19 protein-coding genes, 3 tRNA genes and 1 rRNA gene are annotated in these 15907 nt (G+C 43.9%); 15 read left to right on the top strand and 8 right to left on the bottom strand.

Annotated elements, in window-relative coordinates:
- The 4 genes from ABCW45_RS12615 to ABCW45_RS12600 all read left to right on the top strand — a co-directional run.
- Window positions 1–97: ribosomal RNA gene (locus ABCW45_RS12615) — 23S ribosomal RNA — on the top strand; the annotation flags it as partial.
- 74 nt (window positions 98–171) lie between these two features.
- Window positions 172–244: transfer RNA gene (locus ABCW45_RS12610), tRNA-Asn, on the top strand.
- A gap of 85 nt (window positions 245–329) precedes the next feature.
- Window positions 330–401 (top strand) — tRNA-Glu (locus ABCW45_RS12605).
- A gap of 13 nt (window positions 402–414) precedes the next feature.
- Window positions 415–485: transfer RNA gene (locus ABCW45_RS12600), tRNA-Cys, on the top strand.
- 376 nt (window positions 486–861) lie between these two features.
- On the opposite strand, the gene ABCW45_RS12595 is transcribed toward ABCW45_RS12600, so the two are convergent.
- The gene (locus ABCW45_RS12595; protein WP_278286480.1) at window positions 862–1317 is read right to left on the bottom strand and encodes a tyrosine-type recombinase/integrase; all 456 of its coding nucleotides are present in this window, start codon (window positions 1315–1317) and stop codon (window positions 862–864) included.
- 200 nt (window positions 1318–1517) lie between these two features.
- Between ABCW45_RS12595 and ABCW45_RS12590 the strand changes: the two genes are divergently transcribed.
- Complete coding sequence (locus ABCW45_RS12590; protein ID WP_117485624.1) at window positions 1518–2204, top strand: recombinase family protein; 687 nt, start codon at window positions 1518–1520, stop codon at window positions 2202–2204.
- Window positions 2205–2269: 65 nt separating this feature from the next.
- Here the strand turns inward: ABCW45_RS12590 and ABCW45_RS12585 are convergent, their stop codons facing one another.
- The 3 genes from ABCW45_RS12585 to ABCW45_RS12575 form a co-directional block, all read right to left on the bottom strand.
- Window positions 2270–2545: a hypothetical protein gene (locus ABCW45_RS12585; protein ID WP_015552225.1), complete on the bottom strand. Its 276-nt coding sequence runs from the start codon at window positions 2543–2545 to the stop codon at window positions 2270–2272.
- Window positions 2546–2559: 14 nt separating this feature from the next.
- Complete coding sequence (locus ABCW45_RS12580; RefSeq protein WP_117485602.1) at window positions 2560–2928, bottom strand: hypothetical protein; 369 nt, start codon at window positions 2926–2928, stop codon at window positions 2560–2562.
- A gap of 726 nt (window positions 2929–3654) precedes the next feature.
- On the bottom strand, window positions 3655–4098 hold the full coding sequence (locus tag ABCW45_RS12575; RefSeq protein WP_117503687.1) for a hypothetical protein: 444 nt from the start codon (window positions 4096–4098) through the stop codon (window positions 3655–3657).
- 590 nt (window positions 4099–4688) lie between these two features.
- Between ABCW45_RS12575 and ABCW45_RS12570 the strand changes: the two genes are divergently transcribed.
- From ABCW45_RS12570 to ABCW45_RS12560, 3 genes are all read left to right on the top strand, one after another.
- Complete coding sequence (locus ABCW45_RS12570; RefSeq protein ID WP_015552228.1) at window positions 4689–4967, top strand: type II toxin-antitoxin system RelE/ParE family toxin; 279 nt, start codon at window positions 4689–4691, stop codon at window positions 4965–4967.
- Between the two features lie 14 nt (window positions 4968–4981).
- Window positions 4982–5296 (top strand): HigA family addiction module antitoxin, encoded by a 315-nt coding sequence (locus ABCW45_RS12565; RefSeq protein ID WP_117470490.1) that lies wholly within the window; start codon window positions 4982–4984, stop codon window positions 5294–5296.
- Window positions 5297–6135: 839 nt separating this feature from the next.
- Window positions 6136–7167: a 3-deoxy-7-phosphoheptulonate synthase gene (locus ABCW45_RS12560; protein WP_015552230.1), complete on the top strand. Its 1032-nt coding sequence runs from the start codon at window positions 6136–6138 to the stop codon at window positions 7165–7167.
- Window positions 7168–7314: 147 nt separating this feature from the next.
- Here ABCW45_RS12560 and ABCW45_RS12555 read toward each other — a convergent pair whose 3' ends face one another.
- The 4 genes from ABCW45_RS12555 to ABCW45_RS12540 all read right to left on the bottom strand — a co-directional run bounded on the left by ABCW45_RS12555 (window position 7315) and on the right by ABCW45_RS12540 (window position 9740).
- Complete coding sequence (locus ABCW45_RS12555; RefSeq protein ID WP_117503688.1) at window positions 7315–8211, bottom strand: DNA-3-methyladenine glycosylase family protein; 897 nt, start codon at window positions 8209–8211, stop codon at window positions 7315–7317.
- A gap of 18 nt (window positions 8212–8229) precedes the next feature.
- Window positions 8230–8514, bottom strand: coding sequence for a helix-turn-helix domain-containing protein (locus ABCW45_RS12550; RefSeq protein ID WP_117485610.1), 285 nt, complete (start codon window positions 8512–8514; stop codon window positions 8230–8232).
- 279 nt (window positions 8515–8793) lie between these two features.
- Window positions 8794–9186 (bottom strand): thioesterase family protein, encoded by a 393-nt coding sequence (locus ABCW45_RS12545; protein ID WP_117470492.1) that lies wholly within the window; start codon window positions 9184–9186, stop codon window positions 8794–8796.
- A 314-nt stretch (window positions 9187–9500) separates the two neighbouring features.
- Entirely contained in the window at window positions 9501–9740 is a 240-nt protein-coding gene (locus tag ABCW45_RS12540; RefSeq protein ID WP_242992134.1) for a hypothetical protein, read from the bottom strand.
- Window positions 9741–10051: 311 nt separating this feature from the next.
- Between ABCW45_RS12540 and ABCW45_RS12535 the strand changes: the two genes are divergently transcribed.
- From ABCW45_RS12535 to ABCW45_RS12505, 7 genes are all read left to right on the top strand, one after another.
- The gene (locus ABCW45_RS12535; RefSeq protein WP_343220962.1) at window positions 10052–10681 is read left to right on the top strand and encodes a lactate utilization protein; all 630 of its coding nucleotides are present in this window, start codon (window positions 10052–10054) and stop codon (window positions 10679–10681) included.
- Window positions 10682–10704: 23 nt separating this feature from the next.
- On the top strand, window positions 10705–11094 hold the full coding sequence (locus tag ABCW45_RS12530) for a zinc ribbon domain-containing protein (protein ID WP_117470495.1): 390 nt from the start codon (window positions 10705–10707) through the stop codon (window positions 11092–11094).
- A gap of 3 nt (window positions 11095–11097) precedes the next feature.
- Window positions 11098–11793: an MBL fold metallo-hydrolase gene (locus tag ABCW45_RS12525; protein WP_343220961.1), complete on the top strand. Its 696-nt coding sequence runs from the start codon at window positions 11098–11100 to the stop codon at window positions 11791–11793.
- A gap of 13 nt (window positions 11794–11806) precedes the next feature.
- Window positions 11807–13030: a hypothetical protein gene (locus ABCW45_RS12520; RefSeq protein WP_343220960.1), complete on the top strand. Its 1224-nt coding sequence runs from the start codon at window positions 11807–11809 to the stop codon at window positions 13028–13030.
- 33 nt (window positions 13031–13063) lie between these two features.
- Window positions 13064–13438, top strand: coding sequence for a VOC family protein (locus ABCW45_RS12515; RefSeq protein WP_117470498.1), 375 nt, complete (start codon window positions 13064–13066; stop codon window positions 13436–13438).
- 134 nt (window positions 13439–13572) lie between these two features.
- Window positions 13573–14847 carry a dihydroorotase gene (locus ABCW45_RS12510; RefSeq protein WP_343220959.1) on the top strand — a complete coding sequence of 425 codons (1275 nt, stop codon included), beginning with the start codon at window positions 13573–13575 and terminating at the stop codon, window positions 14845–14847.
- A 148-nt stretch (window positions 14848–14995) separates the two neighbouring features.
- On the top strand, window positions 14996–15682 hold the full coding sequence (locus ABCW45_RS12505; protein ID WP_343220958.1) for a YjjG family noncanonical pyrimidine nucleotidase: 687 nt from the start codon (window positions 14996–14998) through the stop codon (window positions 15680–15682).
- Window positions 15683–15907: the final 225 nt, after the last annotated feature.

The following is a 15907-nucleotide window of genomic DNA, read 5'->3' as shown; positions in this document are numbered from 1 at the left end:
GTAAGACCCCTTGAAGACGACGAGGTAGATAGGGCAGAGGTGGAAGTGCAGTAATGTACGGAGCTGACTGTTACTAATCGGTCGAGGGCTTATCCAGGAAGGTCTGGTTGGTTGATGAAGCGGTGAAGATGGATTTCAATATGTGGTTTTGAAGGTATGTTCCTTCAGTATTCCTCGATAGCTCAGTCGGTAGAGCACGCGGCTGTTAACCGCGCTGTCGTAGGTTCGAGTCCTACTCGGGGAGCTTTTTTCGTACTATCCGATGAACCTGATGACTGGTAATACTACCCGGTTGACAGAGGCATGTAAATATGGTAGTATATATTTAAGGCCCCATGGTCAAGCGGTTAAGACATCGCCCTTTCACGGCGGTAACACGAGTTCGAACCTCGTTGGGGTCATTTAACTAAATATGGCGACATAGCCAAGTGGTAAGGCGTGGGTCTGCAACACCCTGATCACCAGTTCAAATCTGGTTGTCGCCTCTCTTATGAGAGCCTCAGAATCCTTTATTTATAAGAGTTCTGGGGTTTTTGCTTTATAATTTTGATGTTTGCGCGTGTTTGCGGTCTGAAAACAGTGCATTGTATGAAGATTTACCTATCTATATTCATACAATAAATTGATTTGATCTTGAATCTGGCACATTTTCAATGCATTAAAAGGACTATATATCGTTTGCGCAAACAAGGCTTCTGATAGCAATGAGTATTGCTGATCTGCTTATAGCTATAAAGGAATTGCAGCTCAACAAGATTTATGCTCCGGCTGTCCTTACAAAAAAATATTTAGAAGAGAGTGTGTTTGCGCAAGCAGAAGCTCATATCTCCTTTATTAGAATCGTAAAATGGTCGCTATACCTTAACCGAGAATAGCGGCCATTTTACTTGCTGTCTCTTCATTGGAAGTAATATTGCATAAATAGTGTTGTGTCATGGAAAGTGTCGTATGACCAAGCAGTTTTTGTAACTCTGTATCTTCCATACCATTCTTATACATGATAGATGCTGTCGAGAAACGCAGCTTGTGGGAGGAGCGGTATTCGATGCCTAAGTCCTCACAACATTTTTTCAAACGGCGATTGAAAGTAACTGTTGCCAATGGGCTGTCGCCACGATAAAAGATAAATTCCTGATTATCGGGTTGTAACTTTCGGATCCGGCTGAGAATGGCTTTTGTTGCAGGTGTCAGTGGCATGGAGCGAATTCCGTCTGCTGTATTGCCCTTAATAGAATTGATAACTCGGTTCTTATCATCTACAAAGCGTTGTATACGGATGGAGTCTCCATCAATGTCGGACCATTTTAGGTCCTTTATCCGTATATCAATGAGGTATCCTCCAATGTGTATGATAAAAAGCTTACGTTTATATTATACAATAAGTGCTCAGATAATGAAAGATATAAGTGTGCGAAAAAAACGGTCGTTTTTTTATACAGTTTCAACTTGCGTATATTGCCAATCATCTGTACACTATAAATATAACATTTTTTTCATACAATCGGGAGAGATGTGCATTGAACTATGGATATATAAGGATTTCTACAAAATTTCAGAACGTGGAACGACAGGAGCGCAACATCCGCCTGATGTGTCCGGATCCGAACCTTGTTATCATCAAGGAAATTTTTACTGGTAGCACACAGGATCGGCCTAAGTGGCGGAGATATTATCCCAGATTTATGCCTGGAGATAATATCTATTTTGATTCGGTTTCCAGAATGGCCCGTGATGAGGATGATGGAGTAAAGGAGTACCTGGATCTGTATAAAAGAAAAGTGAACTTGTTTTTCTTCGTGGAGCCTGGGATCAACACGGAGGTATATCGGGAAGCCTGTCAGATGCAAATTCCACGGACTGGCACGGAGGTTGATATAATTCTGGAGGCCATCGAAGCATATCAAGTGAAGCTTGCAGAAAAGCAAGTCCGTATTGCCTTTCAACAGGCCCATAAGGAACTGGATGATCTCAGGCAACGAACGATCGAGGGATTAGAAACAGCCAGACGTTCTGGAAAGCAGCTCGGCCGGCCTCGTGGCCGGTGCATCACCGAGAAGGAACGAAAGGCAAAAAATATTATTCTGAAACGTGATACGCTCTTTGGTGGAGATCTTTGTCCATCTGACTGCATGAAAGTAATCGGCATCAGTCGCGGCACTTACTACAAATATAGAAACGACTTATCTAAATTTCCAATTGCATAGTAAAAGGCGGAAATGCATCCATGTGTATTTCCGCCTTAAGTTCCTTTAACATAGGCGACCAGTGATCACCTATTTACATAAAAGATAAAGATATCCATGATAATAAATGCTATTCCAAACACATGGTTAGAAACTTTAAATAATAAGGGAGTATCTTTTTCAAGTATATCTTTTTTAAATTTTGCAAGCATTGCACACTTCAATACGCAGAATACAAAAAAAGCCAAAAGTCCGGTTATTTGTAAATTCTTATAATTGTAATAGGATGCCCATGCAATAAAAATACAAAATAATATCCCTGATAAATTAAAATACGAATAGACATTTCCCTTATATTTCATAGCATACCTCTCAATTAATAAATCTCATAAGATACATAGCCCGGGGTCCAACCTAAAACACCATCGTTTGTATATCCATAGGTATAACTAATATGGAGTACAACTGTATATCCATATATCATACTTCCAGCCGTAAGTAATATATTGGCAGCATAAAGCGCGGCTGCTAAAGTCACATAAGGCGAAGCAGCCATAATTTCACTAGCAATTCCAGCAGCTGTTGCGGCATCGTCAACGTGAATCGTTACATCAATAACGCATGTTTGCCCAATGGATGGGTTCGAAGGAAAAGCTTTCGCCCTTGCGGAATACGGCTGGGTATTTTCATAAGCACGGTCAACTAACCTTTCAGCTTCAGTTTCTGTAGCTCCGTATTTTGTCATTAATACCTGGATCAGTTCATCCCTGCTGAGAGAATCGAATATTTGTTAATGCAACAGCCCCTATAATATTCATACAAAATCTCTAAAAACAAGAATTATTAGGCTAGTTATTATGACTATGCTCCATACTTTTTGAATATGTTGAAATTTGGTTAGCGTTTGATTATTCCCTTCTATTTTTGCAATTGTTTTTAATTTTAATCCAAACAGTAAAAATATAAGCAAACAACATATCATTAAAATTCTGGTAACCGCAAAAATAGTATCATTTAACAGTATAAAGCTATTAAGCAAATATACGCTAACAGATAGCATATAAGCAAAGGATGTTAAAGAAAAAAATATATACAATTTTTTGTTCAACAGTATTCACCCTCTTTCACGTTTAAATATTTCAAAATTAGGCGCACCATTTGTTTTTTGTATGTAAATTTTATCATAATAATTTTGAATATGCAATATTGGTAAATAAATCATAAAAATGCTGTAAGTTTTTGGTTAAAATGCAAGAAATTATTCATTTTTATATGTGTATGTAGTAATACTATTCGCTTAACTATATTGTTTGTTTTATATCTTTAGCGTTATGCATAGAGTAAAGGGGGAAAGTTTTCAAATACCTTCAGATCTGAAGTCCAGAATATCTGCATCTCAGAAAATGTTTTTTACAACCGATTTATTTTAAGCAGTTAAAGAAACCGGATGATTACGTGTAGTCATCCGGCTTTAAATATTGTGGGAATCTTCGCCCGCCTGTATTTCCTCACTAAGTAAAAGCAGATTCCGGTTAATCCGCTCAATTCGTTGCATCTGCTCTGCAACGAACTGTTCTCCCTTTTTTGTATTCCGGATTCTGGTTCTGGATTGTTGCCTGGCATCAGTTAATCCATATCTGACCTCTGACAGTGGAAGATCCTGGTGCTGTAAAATATATGCAAGTGCCGCTCGGAACGGTTCGCTGATATAAAAGCGATATGCCTGATACACGGCCGACTCCAGTTCTCCCAGTTCAGTCTCTATAAGCAACTTACATATATGATCTAATTCCTCATCTGGAATTGCAAAGCGGAATACTATCAATGCCGCTGTTTTTCGGCATTCAACAGGTATGTTTTCCGGAAAATACTCCCGATAGCAACCGATCAGGTCCATTAAAAATTTTTCTTTCATCGTTGATCACCTCATGGCTTTTCTTCTGTTATATAAAGAAATCATACCATAAAAAATTTCATTAACAGAATGTATATCGGGGAGCAAATAAACATGGGAGATTTCCCCCCCTGCATGCGGAAAGCACAGCTCTTTCCAGTGCGCGCCTGGGTAACATGCGAATGCACCATTTCCGTAATAATCGCAATACAATGATACCGTACAGAATTCGAATGGCGCGATTATTTTAATTATACGAGAAATTAAATTAAAAAAGGAAACTATTAGGTATACAGAAAAAACATACATGTTATACTATCGTTAGGCTACCGTTAGGTAAGAATGATGTAAGAATTCAAACGATACGCGAAAAACCCCGGAGTTGCGACCTCCGGGGTTTTTCTGTTCCGTTATTACGGGATGGATTGATTCCCGGCCTGAACCAGGAACGGATGCTGTCTGGGATACTGATTCTCCTAAGAATCTTCCGCAGATTCGTTCATCAGATATGCTTATCAAGCAAACGGTAACTGGAAAATTCCTGAATCTTATTTTTTCTGAACTATATTTTCTTATTTGACACCCATAGCGTTACACGGTATAATATAAATATGATTAAATCATTTGCGCACAAAGGCTTAAGGGAATTTTATGAAAGTGGTTCCAAGAAGGGAATCCAACCAGAGCATGCGCCAAAACTAGGAAGAATGCTTGATCGTCTTGATGCAAGTATAAGTCCACAGGATATGAATTTACCAGGATATCGATTACATCCTCTGAAAGGAGATAAACAGGATATGTGGGCTGTTACTGTTAATGGCAACTGGAGATTAACATTTTATTTTGAAGGGCAGGATGCGTATCTCCTAGATTACCAAGATTATCATTAGAAGGAGGAACATGTATGACCAATAGAAAACCAACACATCCGGGAGCTGTCCTCCTGGAAGATGTTATAAAGCCGCTGGGTCTTACCATCACAGAGGCTGCCAAAATGCTTGGGGTCAGTCGAAAAACATTGTCAGAGTTTGTAAATGAAAAAGCAATGCTAAGCCCTGATATGGCAATTCGCATCGCGAAAGCAACGAATACTTCTCCAGAGAGCTGGATGAATATGCAACAGAAATTGACACTATGGGAAGCTGAACAGCATCTTCCAGAAAATGTCATTCCATTTCCATCTGTGCACTCTGAAGAGGCCGCTGCATTACAAATGTAATAATAAATGGGGCTGTCGCCTAGCAAAAACATTGCTAATGCGACAGCCTCGTTGTACTTGGTCCATGAAATGGGTTGCAAGTTTTGCTAAAAATATGCCCTGTACAAAATGTCCGCTTAGATATCCGTCTCAAGCAGCACCGTCTAATTGCGCAACATGGCAGGCGGTTTGCCCCTCTGCGGAGGGACTGTGACCCTCCGATTACATAAATTTATATCTTTTTGAGACATTTTTATAAACAACGCACCATTACAATGTACCGGTATATTAAATCAGAAAAAATGAACTTAGAGCCAGAAAAGGTGAGATTTATGTGTTTGCGCACTGTTTGCGTCCGCAAACACAAGCATCAATCGGCATGTAAACTCCTTTCTTTATCTGGGTTTCGAGAGATGACAGGAGGTTCAAATCTGGTTGCCGCCTCTCTTATGAGAGCCTCAGAATCCTTTGTTTATAAGGACTCTGAGGTTTTTGTTTTACCAGAAAAAGTATGCAAAATATATGCGGGCAAGCAGGACGCAAACAGATTGAGGAAGGAGCATCGAAAAAAAGAAATATAGAGACATAAGTACTTGAAGTCCTAAAAAAAGTGTACTATAATAATAAATGTCCCGCACTGACATATGTGCAGCGCGGGACATTTTTAGAAATGGACACATCAGCAGTTAAAAGCGATAAAGTGCTTAAAAATAAAATACGTGCTTAAAAGGTGATGATTCGGTTTTGCCAGCATTTGGATATTGAATGATGCAGTCTGGAACAGTTGGTTCGCGGTTCATATTCGATATAGAAAGGCAGGGCTGAATCTACATGAAAATAATATTTTGGGGGAGAAAATTATGTCATTCAATTACAAAAGTTTACTTCCGACACCGGCGCAGATCAAGGCGGAATTTCCGCTGACACCGGAGTGCGTGGAGTTAAAAGCGGCAAGAGATAAAGAGGTTGCGGATGTTATCACGGGAAAGAGCAAAAAGTTCCTCGTGATCATTGGACCGTGCTCCGCGGACCGCGAGGACGCTGTATGTGAGTACATGAGCCGTCTCGCCAAGGTCAATGAGCAGGTTAAGGATAAGCTGGTTATCGTACCGCGTGTATACACAAATAAGCCGCGTACCACAGGCGGCGGATACAAGGGAATGCTTCATCAGCCGGATCCCGAGAAGAAGCCGAATATGTACGAAGGACTTGTAGCGATCCGTAAGCTTCATATGCGCGTGATCGAGGATTATGGATTCACGACAGCCGATGAGATGCTGTATCCGGAAAATTACAGCTACCTTTCCGATGTACTTTCCTATGTCGCGATCGGTGCGCGTTCTGTTGAGAACCAGCAGCACCGCCTTGTATCCAGCGGTATGGACGTTCCGGTTGGAATGAAGAACCCGACCAGCGGTGATCTCGGGGTTATGTTAAATGCGGTCTATGCTGCCCAGCATGGCCACGATTTTATTTACCGTACATGGGAAGTTGAGACAAAGGGTAATCCGCTGGCGCACACGATCTTAAGAGGCGCAGTCAGCAAGCATGGTCAGTGTCTGCCGAACTACCACTATGAGGATCTGGAGCTTCTCTACAGCCTGTACCAGGAGAGAGAGCTGTTGAATCCGGCCTGCATCGTTGACGCAAACCACTCTAACTCCAACAAGCGCTACATGGAGCAGATCCGTATCGTGAAGGAAGTTCTTCACAGCCGCCGCCACTCTGAGGAGATCCATAATTTCATCAAGGGCGTTATGGTCGAGAGCTACTTAGAGCCGGGCAGCCAGAAGATTGGCGAGCATATTTACGGAAAATCCATCACGGATCCGTGTCTTGGATGGGATGATACGGAGAAGCTGATCTATGATATTGCGGATGAGATCAAATAAGAGATAGAAATTGCCGGTGCCGGCACATGAAATGTGTGCTGGAACGGGAAATAGAGTAAATATTAAGCCATCGGGATGAAAGTGAAAATTATCATTCCGGTGGCTTTTTATAGTCGTGCATCTGGAAGAAGCTGCCGGCAGCAGGTCCTAGACGTTAGCAGTCTGGGCTGCTTTTGATGAGAACTCTCTCTCATAAAAGAAGATATACTGCTGCAGCACACCGGCGAACCCCGGATATTTCGAGAAATTTTCTTCGATCAGCGCCTCGCAGAGCCGTGATTCGGGAACATGACTGGTGCAGCGGCTTTTCGGGGCATACTCCCGCAGCAGGATCTTTTTGATCCAGGTGTCCACCGGGAAGGCACCGATATGGTGCAGACCGAAGAGGCAGATGCAGTTGGCAACTTTGACGCCTATTCCGTAGCAGGAGAGAAGAGCTTCCATGGAGTCGGAGTAATTCAGTCCCCGCAGACGGTCAAGATCCATCTTTCCGGAGCAGACGTCTTCGCAGGTCCGCTTGATATACTTGGCACGGTAACCGAGTTTTAAGGCGAGGAGATCATCCAGGGAGGCGTGGTTTAACTCTTCAGGAGTTGGAAACGCATAATAATATCCGGAAGACAACTCATACCGCGTTCCATATTTCTCACTCAGCGCCTCCACTAGCGCTCGGATCGCCGGAATTGTCTTTTGTTGTGAGATAATAAAGGTGATGATCATCTCCCAGAGATCCTGGTTCAGGATCCGTATTCCACTGCCGAAAGCCGCCGCTTTTGAAAGATATTCATCCGCAGGGTCAACAGCGCGGATATAAGCACCATAATCCGTCCCAAGATCAAAATAATGATCCCAGAATGCAAACTCGTCATTGGGACAGTGAAAAATCACCTCATCTCTATTCTGATCCACAATAAGAAAATGTCCGCCGCTGATGACCCGGTAAGCCGTCTGTGGATCATTCGGGGCACAGGGAATCATACGGAAACACTGACCGGAGTCGGCGATCTGGCGGAGGTTGAAGTTCTTTAAGTTTTTTGTAATCATAGAGTACCTCCTGGCTGGTCAGCGGGTCTGCCTAGGAACAAAAGAAACTTTTAAAGTCATTCCCATTCCTTCGGCAAGGCGCTGAAGCAGTTTGATAGATGGATTTCGACTTCCGTTTTCCAGACGGCTGATCTCAGTCTGGTTGATTCCTGTTCTTTCGGAAAGTTCTTTTTGCGTCATGTTCTGACTGATTCTGGCATCGATAATTGCCCGGATGATATCCATTTCCGGTTGAATCTCGTCATATGCGGCGGAAAAATCTGGATTTTGCATTTTCTGTTTTTTATATTCCTGAAGTGTCATGCATGTTCCCTCCTCTGAATATAGTTTCTTTTTCTCAAAAGTGCGGTCGATAATTCTTTCTTTGGTGTTTTGTGTGTCTCCTTATATGATATGAGATATATCTCAATAAGTCAATAGAATTGTAATTTAGAAATAAAAAAGGTTAATAAATCATGAATCAAAAGATTTGATAAAGATTAAAAGAACCAGATTAAAACGAATTGAACATCAGAAGAATATTTATGAAATAAAAAAGAAAGTTGTCTCCCACCAAATTTAGAGATGGCGGGAGACAAAAAATTATTCAGCAAGTGCCTTCTTATTCGCTTTCGCCTGGAACTTTTCGTTCTGGATAATAAAGCGCTCGTGGCGGCCTCCGCCGATCTTTCCTTTGGCGTCGTAAGCGGCAACATCGAATACGAGACGACGTCCGTCTACCTCGACAAGTTCAGTCTCGCACCATACGGTCATTCCAAGCGGAGTCGGTGCGTCGTGTGTTACGTTTAAGAGTGTACCCACAGTACCGCAGCCCTCGTCGAGCTGATCAGCAACGCTCATCCAGGCGGTCTTTTCCATTAAAGCGGTCATAGCCGGTGTCGCGAACACGTCGAGTGTGCCGCTTCCCATTGTTTTTGCGGAGTTTGCGTCAGAGACAACAACCTCCTGTCTTCCTTTTATTCCAGTTTCCAGCATAAGTTTGTCCTCCATGATTAAATGAATACCGTAACTGTTCAGTACCCTCACAGTTACGCGCAAAAATCCATTCTAAATCGGCTGTGTCGATAGGATTTTTGCCTTCTAGTCTAAGTTTTCTTACGGTCAGCGAAGTAAATGCGCAGACCTACTGAATAGTTACTGAATACCACAGTTTACAATACCGGAGATCCTGACAGTGACAGCAAAGATCCGGGATTTAAACCGGGGAAGTGTGATCAGCGCGGCGTTTTCCCGCCTGACACTGACATATAAAGTATAGAATACTCGTACACGAATTGCAAGAAAAAGACTTACTGGTCTGTGATCATTTTTTTCAGATTCTCAAAAAGCTCCAGATCGGATTTGGTCACACGGATGTTGGAGGCGAGTTCTTTGCCATCCGGTTCGATAACCTTAAATTCGATGATCATGTTTTCCTGTATGCCATGTTTGTAGACCGCACGCCAGAAAGCCGGGAATTTCGGGTGGTTTCTGATAAAGGTCTGCCAGGAGTTTTTGAACTGCAGAAACATCATTGGATTTATACTCAAAATATCTTCCTCTTTCCTAAAATTGTGTTTCGGGTAGTCACGCAGCGGGGCGGATGGACGCCGATGCCACTGTTTGCGCAAGGCACAAACAGTAACATGCTGATGGATTCCAGTATAAAATATTTGAGCAGGAATTGCAAGATATGGGAAGAGTATGCTACAATTAGCACTGAGAAAGTGGTTACTGTATACGGATCGAAATTTTCTGAATTGAAAATTCCGTACAATACAGTGGTAATGGTGAATTTTGTCGATTTGAAATGCGAAGCATCGGAAAAACGATGGTCAGGCAGTTATAAAGGAGAGGTACGATGTTGGAGGACGCAAAAAAACGGATGGCAGAAGATGTCATTTGTAATTTGAAAAAAAGAAACATGGAGGGAATCTATTGCCGGGATAAGAAAGAGGCAGTGGAAACGGTACTCTCGCTGATCGAACCCGGTGCTTCCATCGGCTGGGGCGGCTCGGCATCGATCCGGGATCTGGGGATTCTGGCTGAATTGGAGAAATCCGGACATGAGATGCGGGATTATCCGATGAAAGATAAAGAGACGATGGGAAATCCGTCATATCTCGGCTCCTGCAGTGCGGACTGTTTTCTTATGGGAACGAATGCGATCACCGTAAAAGGCGAACTGGTCAATATTGACGGTGCGGGAAACCGTGTGGCCTGTTTGATCCATGGACCCAGACAGGTGATCATTGTTGTCGGAATGAATAAGCTGGTGCGGAGTATTGAGGATGGAATCGACCGGATCCAGACGCAGGCTTGTCCGATCATTGCAGATGCTACCGGCCGAAAAACGCCATGTGGTGTAAAGGGAGTCTGCATGGACTGTCAGTCTCCCGACTGTATGTGCTGTTCGATCGTTGTTACACGGAGATCCCGATATGACGGACGGATCAAGGTTGTAATCGTTGGGGAAAATTTAGGCTATTAAAATAAGATTACTGGAGGAACCCAATGTTTTTTATTGGCGGAATTACTCAGGGAACAAAAGAACTGATTTATAACGCGGCGGCGATGATCTGTGGCCGCTGCGGGAGATATGGACGGTATCAGGTGTTTATGACCTATATGTGCCTGTCCTTTTTCTTTATTCCGATCTTTAAATGGGGACGGAAATATTATGTGAAGACAAGCTGCTGCGGGACCATTTACCAGCTGGACGAGGAAGTCGGAAAGCGGATCGCCGCAGGAGAGGATGTTTCGATCCGTGAGGAAGATCTGACGCTCGTCTCAGAGGGACATGACGCTCCGGCCTGGGACGTGCCGTTGAAGCGGTGTTCGAACTGCGGTTATGAGACGAAGGAAAACTTTGAATACTGCCCGAAGTGCGGAAAGAGGTTTTAAGACATGAAGATCACATACATTCATCACAGCGCGTTTCTCGTGGAGACGGAGTCGGCGTACCTGCTGTTTGACTATTTCCAGGGGAAGCTGCCGGAGTTTTCGGAGGAAAAACCGCTCTATGTGTTCGCCAGTCACAGACATCCGGATCATTTTTCAAAGGTGATCTTTGAACTGGAGGAGAAACATCCGAAGATCCATTATATTCTGGCATTTGATATCTGGAGTAAGCGGGTTCCGGAATCTTGTAAAGGAAAGACAGAATTTTTAAATCCGGGGCAGATACTGGATGACGGAACGCTGAAGGTCGAGGGATTTAAGTCCACGGATGAGGGCGTCGCGTTCTGGTGCAGTGTGGATGGCCTGGAGATCTACCATGCCGGAGATTTAAACCACTGGTACTGGGATGGGGAAGATCCGCAGTGGAATAAGAATATGACGAAGGCTTACCGGGAGGAGATCGCAAAGATGCATGGCAGGAAGGCGGATATTGCGTTTTTACCGCTGGATCCGAGACTCGGTGAATATTTTTACTTGGGAATCGATGATTTCGTGAAGGAAGTCGACGTGAAACATATTTTCCCGATGCACTTCTGGGGGGAATACGATGTGGCGGAGCGGCTGAAAAAAATGCCGTGTTCGGCGGGATACCGTGACAGGATCGTTGAGATCCATGAAGAGGGAGAAAGCTGGGAAATCTGAGAGGGGGAATAAAATGCAGCTTGCGACCTCAATGAATATCGGAAAAGTGATGGATGAAGAAGCGAAAAGAGAACGGTTTGCTTCCTGGTACATTACATTACCTGGAATTCCTGAGTACGAAAAAGAAATGATAGAGAAGTCATTGAAATATAACGTGTGGAAAGAACTCATAACACTATTCGTTATTTATATGATCTTATCATTGACATGGTTTTTCGGTGCTGGGCTGTATGATCCTTTTCAGAGCATAACGGGCTATAAACTCACAGGAAAAAAGAATGTCATCGCAGTTGTACAGGAAGATGGACAGTCATTGCGTCTGAAAGATCCAAATAAAGGTGAGCATGTACAGTATACACTTGCCGAACTTGGAATGGATCCGGTACAGTATTCTTACGGAAACAGGCTTCAGACATACTGGGAGAAGGAAACGGATGGTGAGTATCATTTCCTTGCCATACTGCCGGAAAAACAGGTATCGAAAATAGAAGGCCTTTATTACGGGGTGATAGGAGTCGGATATTTTACGATTCTTATTGGCGGAATCAGCGTATTTTTCATTCGAAAGAAGCGGTACACGGGATGGTTCCCGCGTTTCTACGATAGGCTGGAAAAGTTTTATTCAGAGCATGCTGTCTGGAGAAAGTACAGTGTTGAAGAGGGATATGACACGATAGATGCCATTATTGCTTACGGAAATAAAAATCAGCCATCCTTTGTAAAAGAATTTTCTTGTACCCGGCTTACAAGAGAGGACGAGAAGAAAAAGAAATCAAAGATAATCGCTGTATGGTTGACGACTATAGCTGGCATGACAGGAATCGTACTGATCATTTCACTGCAGGTGAGTATTGCGTCAGAAATCGAACAAAGGAAAAATGAGGCAAGGACGGCAGCTGTTTTAGAAAAACTGCAGGCTGCGATCAACGGAAAAAGGTCCGGTCCGGATGATGGATCAGAAGATTACAACTATGCAGATATGATCGACCGGGCGAGAAATACATTTCCGGAAGAAGATGTTTACTACAAGCTTCTGACAACGGAAGAGTACGTTTCGTTAATTGTCACAACAAAGAAAAAACAAAATGTCTGCTTTGACCGGTATGTACCGGTACATGGCTCGATTGGCGAAGAGGGAACAGAGTATAAGCTTGAAATTTCTATGGTATCGGACGCAATCCAGCCGGATGATATTTTACATAATTATACAGGGATTCTTTTGTCTACGATACCGTAATGTGAAACAAGTATAATTTGAGAGGAGAACACCATGAAATTCACATTTGCGCATAATAATTTTAATGTCATAGATCTTGACAAGTCCTTAAAATTCTATGAGGAAGCTCTTGGATTAAAGGAAGTAAGAAGAAAAGAAGCGGCGGACGGGAGCTTTATCCTGGTATACCTCGGAGACGGCGTGACACCGCACCAGTTAGAGCTCACATGGCTCAGGGACTGGGAGAAGGATCACTATGATCTTGGAGACAATGAGTTCCATCTTGCATTCCGGGTAGATGATTTTGAGGCGGCTCACGCAAAGCACAAAGAGATGGGATGCATCTGCTTTGAAAATGAGAAGATGGGGATCTACTTTATCACAGATCCGGATAACTACTGGCTGGAGATCGTGCCGACGAGAAAGTGAAAAAAGGTCCGACAGCCAGATATATGAAAATTCACACATCAGGCAGAGATGAAGGAAAATGTTCTCGCTGAAAAGAAAATAGCAGCCGGTCAGGGATAGGAAACATAGAAACAGATAAAACAGGAGGAGCTAAGATGATTCTGATTAAAAACGGGCGTGTAGTAGACGCAAAGAGCAATACAGACGAGGTTCTGGACGTTGTCATTGATGGCGGAAAGATAAAGACCATCGGAAAAGTGGAAGATGATGGAAGCTATGAGCAGGTGATCGACGCAGACGGCTGTGTCGTAGCGCCGGGCCTCATTGACGTCCATGTTCACTTCCGCGATCCGGGACTTACATACAAAGAGGATATCCAGACAGGCTCCGCCGCAGCGAAAAAGGGCGGATACACAACGGTTGTCACCATGGCAAATACAAAACCGCCGGTAGACAATGTGGAGACCGTAAAATATATCATCGCAGAAGGAGAGAAGACAGGTATCAATGTTCTTCCGGCCGCATGCGTTTCTGTTGGAATGAAGGGGCAGGAGCTCACGGATATGGACGCCTTAAAGGCAGCAGGAGCTGTTGGATTTACGGACGATGGAATCCCGCTGATGAACGAGAAACTCGTCTACGAGGCCATGAAGAAGGCGAAAGAGTTAAATGTACCGCTGAGCTTCCATGAGGAAGACCCGGCATTCATCTCCGAGAACGGAATCAACGCAGGTGCAGTCGCAAAAGAGCTTGGAATCACAGGTTCCCCGGCACTTGCTGAGGATTCTCTCGTGGCCCGTGACTGCATGATCGCCCTGCACACAGGTGCGTCAGTCAATATCCAGCATATCAGCTCCGCCACATCTGTAAAGGCTGTGAAGTTTGCGAAAGAGCTTGGCGCAAACGTGACAGCGGAGGTCACACCTCACCATTTCACATTAGATGAGACCGCTGTTTTAGAACATGGCGCAATGGCGAAGATGAACCCGCCCCTTAGAACCGCGAAGGACCGCGAGAGAATTATTGAAGGAATCAAGGAAGGCTCCATCGATATGATCGCCACCGACCACGCTCCGCACAGCGCGGAGGAAAAGGCAGTTCTTCCGGTATGGAAAGCACCGAGTGGAATCATTGGTCTTGAGACTGCTCTCGGCCTTGCGGTGACAGAGCTTGTGAAGAAAGGCCACTTGACTACCATGCAGCTTGTGGAGAAGATGTGCGTGAATCCGGCGAAATTATACCATTTTGATAAGGGATATCTCGCGGAGGGCAAAGATGCGGATATCGTGATCTTCAATGAGAACGAGGAATGGACCGTTACAGATGATGAGATCGCGTCCAAGTCCCACAACACGCCGTTTATCGGAACAAAGCTTTTCGGTCGTGTGAAGTATACGATCTGCGGCGGAAAGATTGTATACAAGGATTAAGAACATACAGCAGAGCTCCCTGGCATCGGGCTGATAAGACTCAGAGAGTCCGGTTGGAGCTGGATCCGGGGAGTGCAGCGGTTTTCAGCAATGCAGGAGGAGGCAAAGCTGAGAATTGTGAGAAATAAAGAACAGGAGCAAACAAGTTATGAAAAAATACCAGGTGCTTCTTTTTGATGTGGATGGAACACTTCTGGATTTCGACAAGGCGGAGAAGATCGGCATCGAGCGGGTACTCACCCACTTTGGCGTACCGGCTACAGAGGAGAACATGCAGAAGTACCACCATCTGAACAAAAGCTACTGGCAGAAGTTGGAGCGCGGGGAACTTACGAGAGAGCAGGTGTTAAGCCTGCGATTTGAGGATTTCTTCAGTGACTTCGGAATCAAGGTAAATGGCGCTGAGGTCGATGGATTGTACCGCCAGACATTAAATGAGAGTGCGTTTCTTTTAGACGGAGTCATGGACCTCCTTAATGGCTTAAAGAATCGCTATGAGCTTCATATCGTTACAAACGGCGTCGCTGAGACCCAGTATAAACGCCTCGCGGTAGCAGGTCTGGACAAGCTGTTTCAGGGAATCTACGTTTCTGAGGAATCCGGATACCAGAAACCGCAGCAGGAGTACTTCGATTACTGCTTTGAAAAGATGGGCAGAAACGACGTGGAGAACATGCTGATCATCGGCGACTCCCTGACTTCTGATATCCGTGGCGGAAACAACGTGGGGATCGATACTCTGTGGTACAACCCGCACCATCAGGAGAATACAGCCGGGGTGCATGTGGATTACGAGGCGGATACGTTGGAAAAGATAGGTGAGATGCTGAGTTAATTTCAGAACGACAGCATCAGGCAATTTCTCTGAAAAGTTATGTAAACTAAATGCATCTGGAATGAGATAAAATCCATGGAAAATCATTTTGAAGGCTGGTTTTACTGCTGGTATCTTTCAAAATTGCAAAAAGTCATAGCAATACTGAGAAATATTGTCAGACATCTTGACAAATAAGAAGATTTTTCTTATAATTAAGCTTTCCCGGAGAGCATTGTCCGCCGC

This window comes from Pilosibacter fragilis (genome assembly GCF_032490495.1).
GTDB lineage: Bacteria > Bacillota > Clostridia > Lachnospirales > Lachnospiraceae > Pilosibacter > Pilosibacter fragilis.
The sequence above is the reverse complement of the archived record's forward strand: the minus strand, read 5'-3'. Positions and strand labels throughout refer to the sequence as shown.

Coding starts and splice junctions, on each gene's coding strand:
- ABCW45_RS12535 (WP_343220962.1), top strand. CDS start 10,052: ATGTTGGAGGACGCAAAAAAACGGATGGCAGAAGATGTCATTTGTAAT.
- ABCW45_RS12505 (WP_343220958.1), top strand. CDS start 14,996: ATGAAAAAATACCAGGTGCTTCTTTTTGATGTGGATGGAACACTTCTG.
- ABCW45_RS12545 (WP_117470492.1), bottom strand. CDS start 9,186: ATGCTGGAAACTGGAATAAAAGGAAGACAGGAGGTTGTTGTCTCTGAC.
- ABCW45_RS12520 (WP_343220960.1), top strand. CDS start 11,807: ATGCAGCTTGCGACCTCAATGAATATCGGAAAAGTGATGGATGAAGAA.
- ABCW45_RS12560 (WP_015552230.1), top strand. CDS start 6,136: ATGTCATTCAATTACAAAAGTTTACTTCCGACACCGGCGCAGATCAAG.
- ABCW45_RS12565 (WP_117470490.1), top strand. CDS start 4,982: ATGACCAATAGAAAACCAACACATCCGGGAGCTGTCCTCCTGGAAGAT.
- ABCW45_RS12530 (WP_117470495.1), top strand. CDS start 10,705: ATGTTTTTTATTGGCGGAATTACTCAGGGAACAAAAGAACTGATTTAT.
- ABCW45_RS12575 (WP_117503687.1), bottom strand. CDS start 4,098: ATGAAAGAAAAATTTTTAATGGACCTGATCGGTTGCTATCGGGAGTAT.
- ABCW45_RS12580 (WP_117485602.1), bottom strand. CDS start 2,928: ATGACAAAATACGGAGCTACAGAAACTGAAGCTGAAAGGTTAGTTGAC.
- ABCW45_RS12515 (WP_117470498.1), top strand. CDS start 13,064: ATGAAATTCACATTTGCGCATAATAATTTTAATGTCATAGATCTTGAC.
- ABCW45_RS12510 (WP_343220959.1), top strand. CDS start 13,573: ATGATTCTGATTAAAAACGGGCGTGTAGTAGACGCAAAGAGCAATACA.
- ABCW45_RS12585 (WP_015552225.1), bottom strand. CDS start 2,545: ATGAAATATAAGGGAAATGTCTATTCGTATTTTAATTTATCAGGGATA.
- ABCW45_RS12525 (WP_343220961.1), top strand. CDS start 11,098: ATGAAGATCACATACATTCATCACAGCGCGTTTCTCGTGGAGACGGAG.
- ABCW45_RS12550 (WP_117485610.1), bottom strand. CDS start 8,514: ATGACACTTCAGGAATATAAAAAACAGAAAATGCAAAATCCAGATTTT.
- ABCW45_RS12555 (WP_117503688.1), bottom strand. CDS start 8,211: ATGATTACAAAAAACTTAAAGAACTTCAACCTCCGCCAGATCGCCGAC.
- ABCW45_RS12570 (WP_015552228.1), top strand. CDS start 4,689: ATGATTAAATCATTTGCGCACAAAGGCTTAAGGGAATTTTATGAAAGT.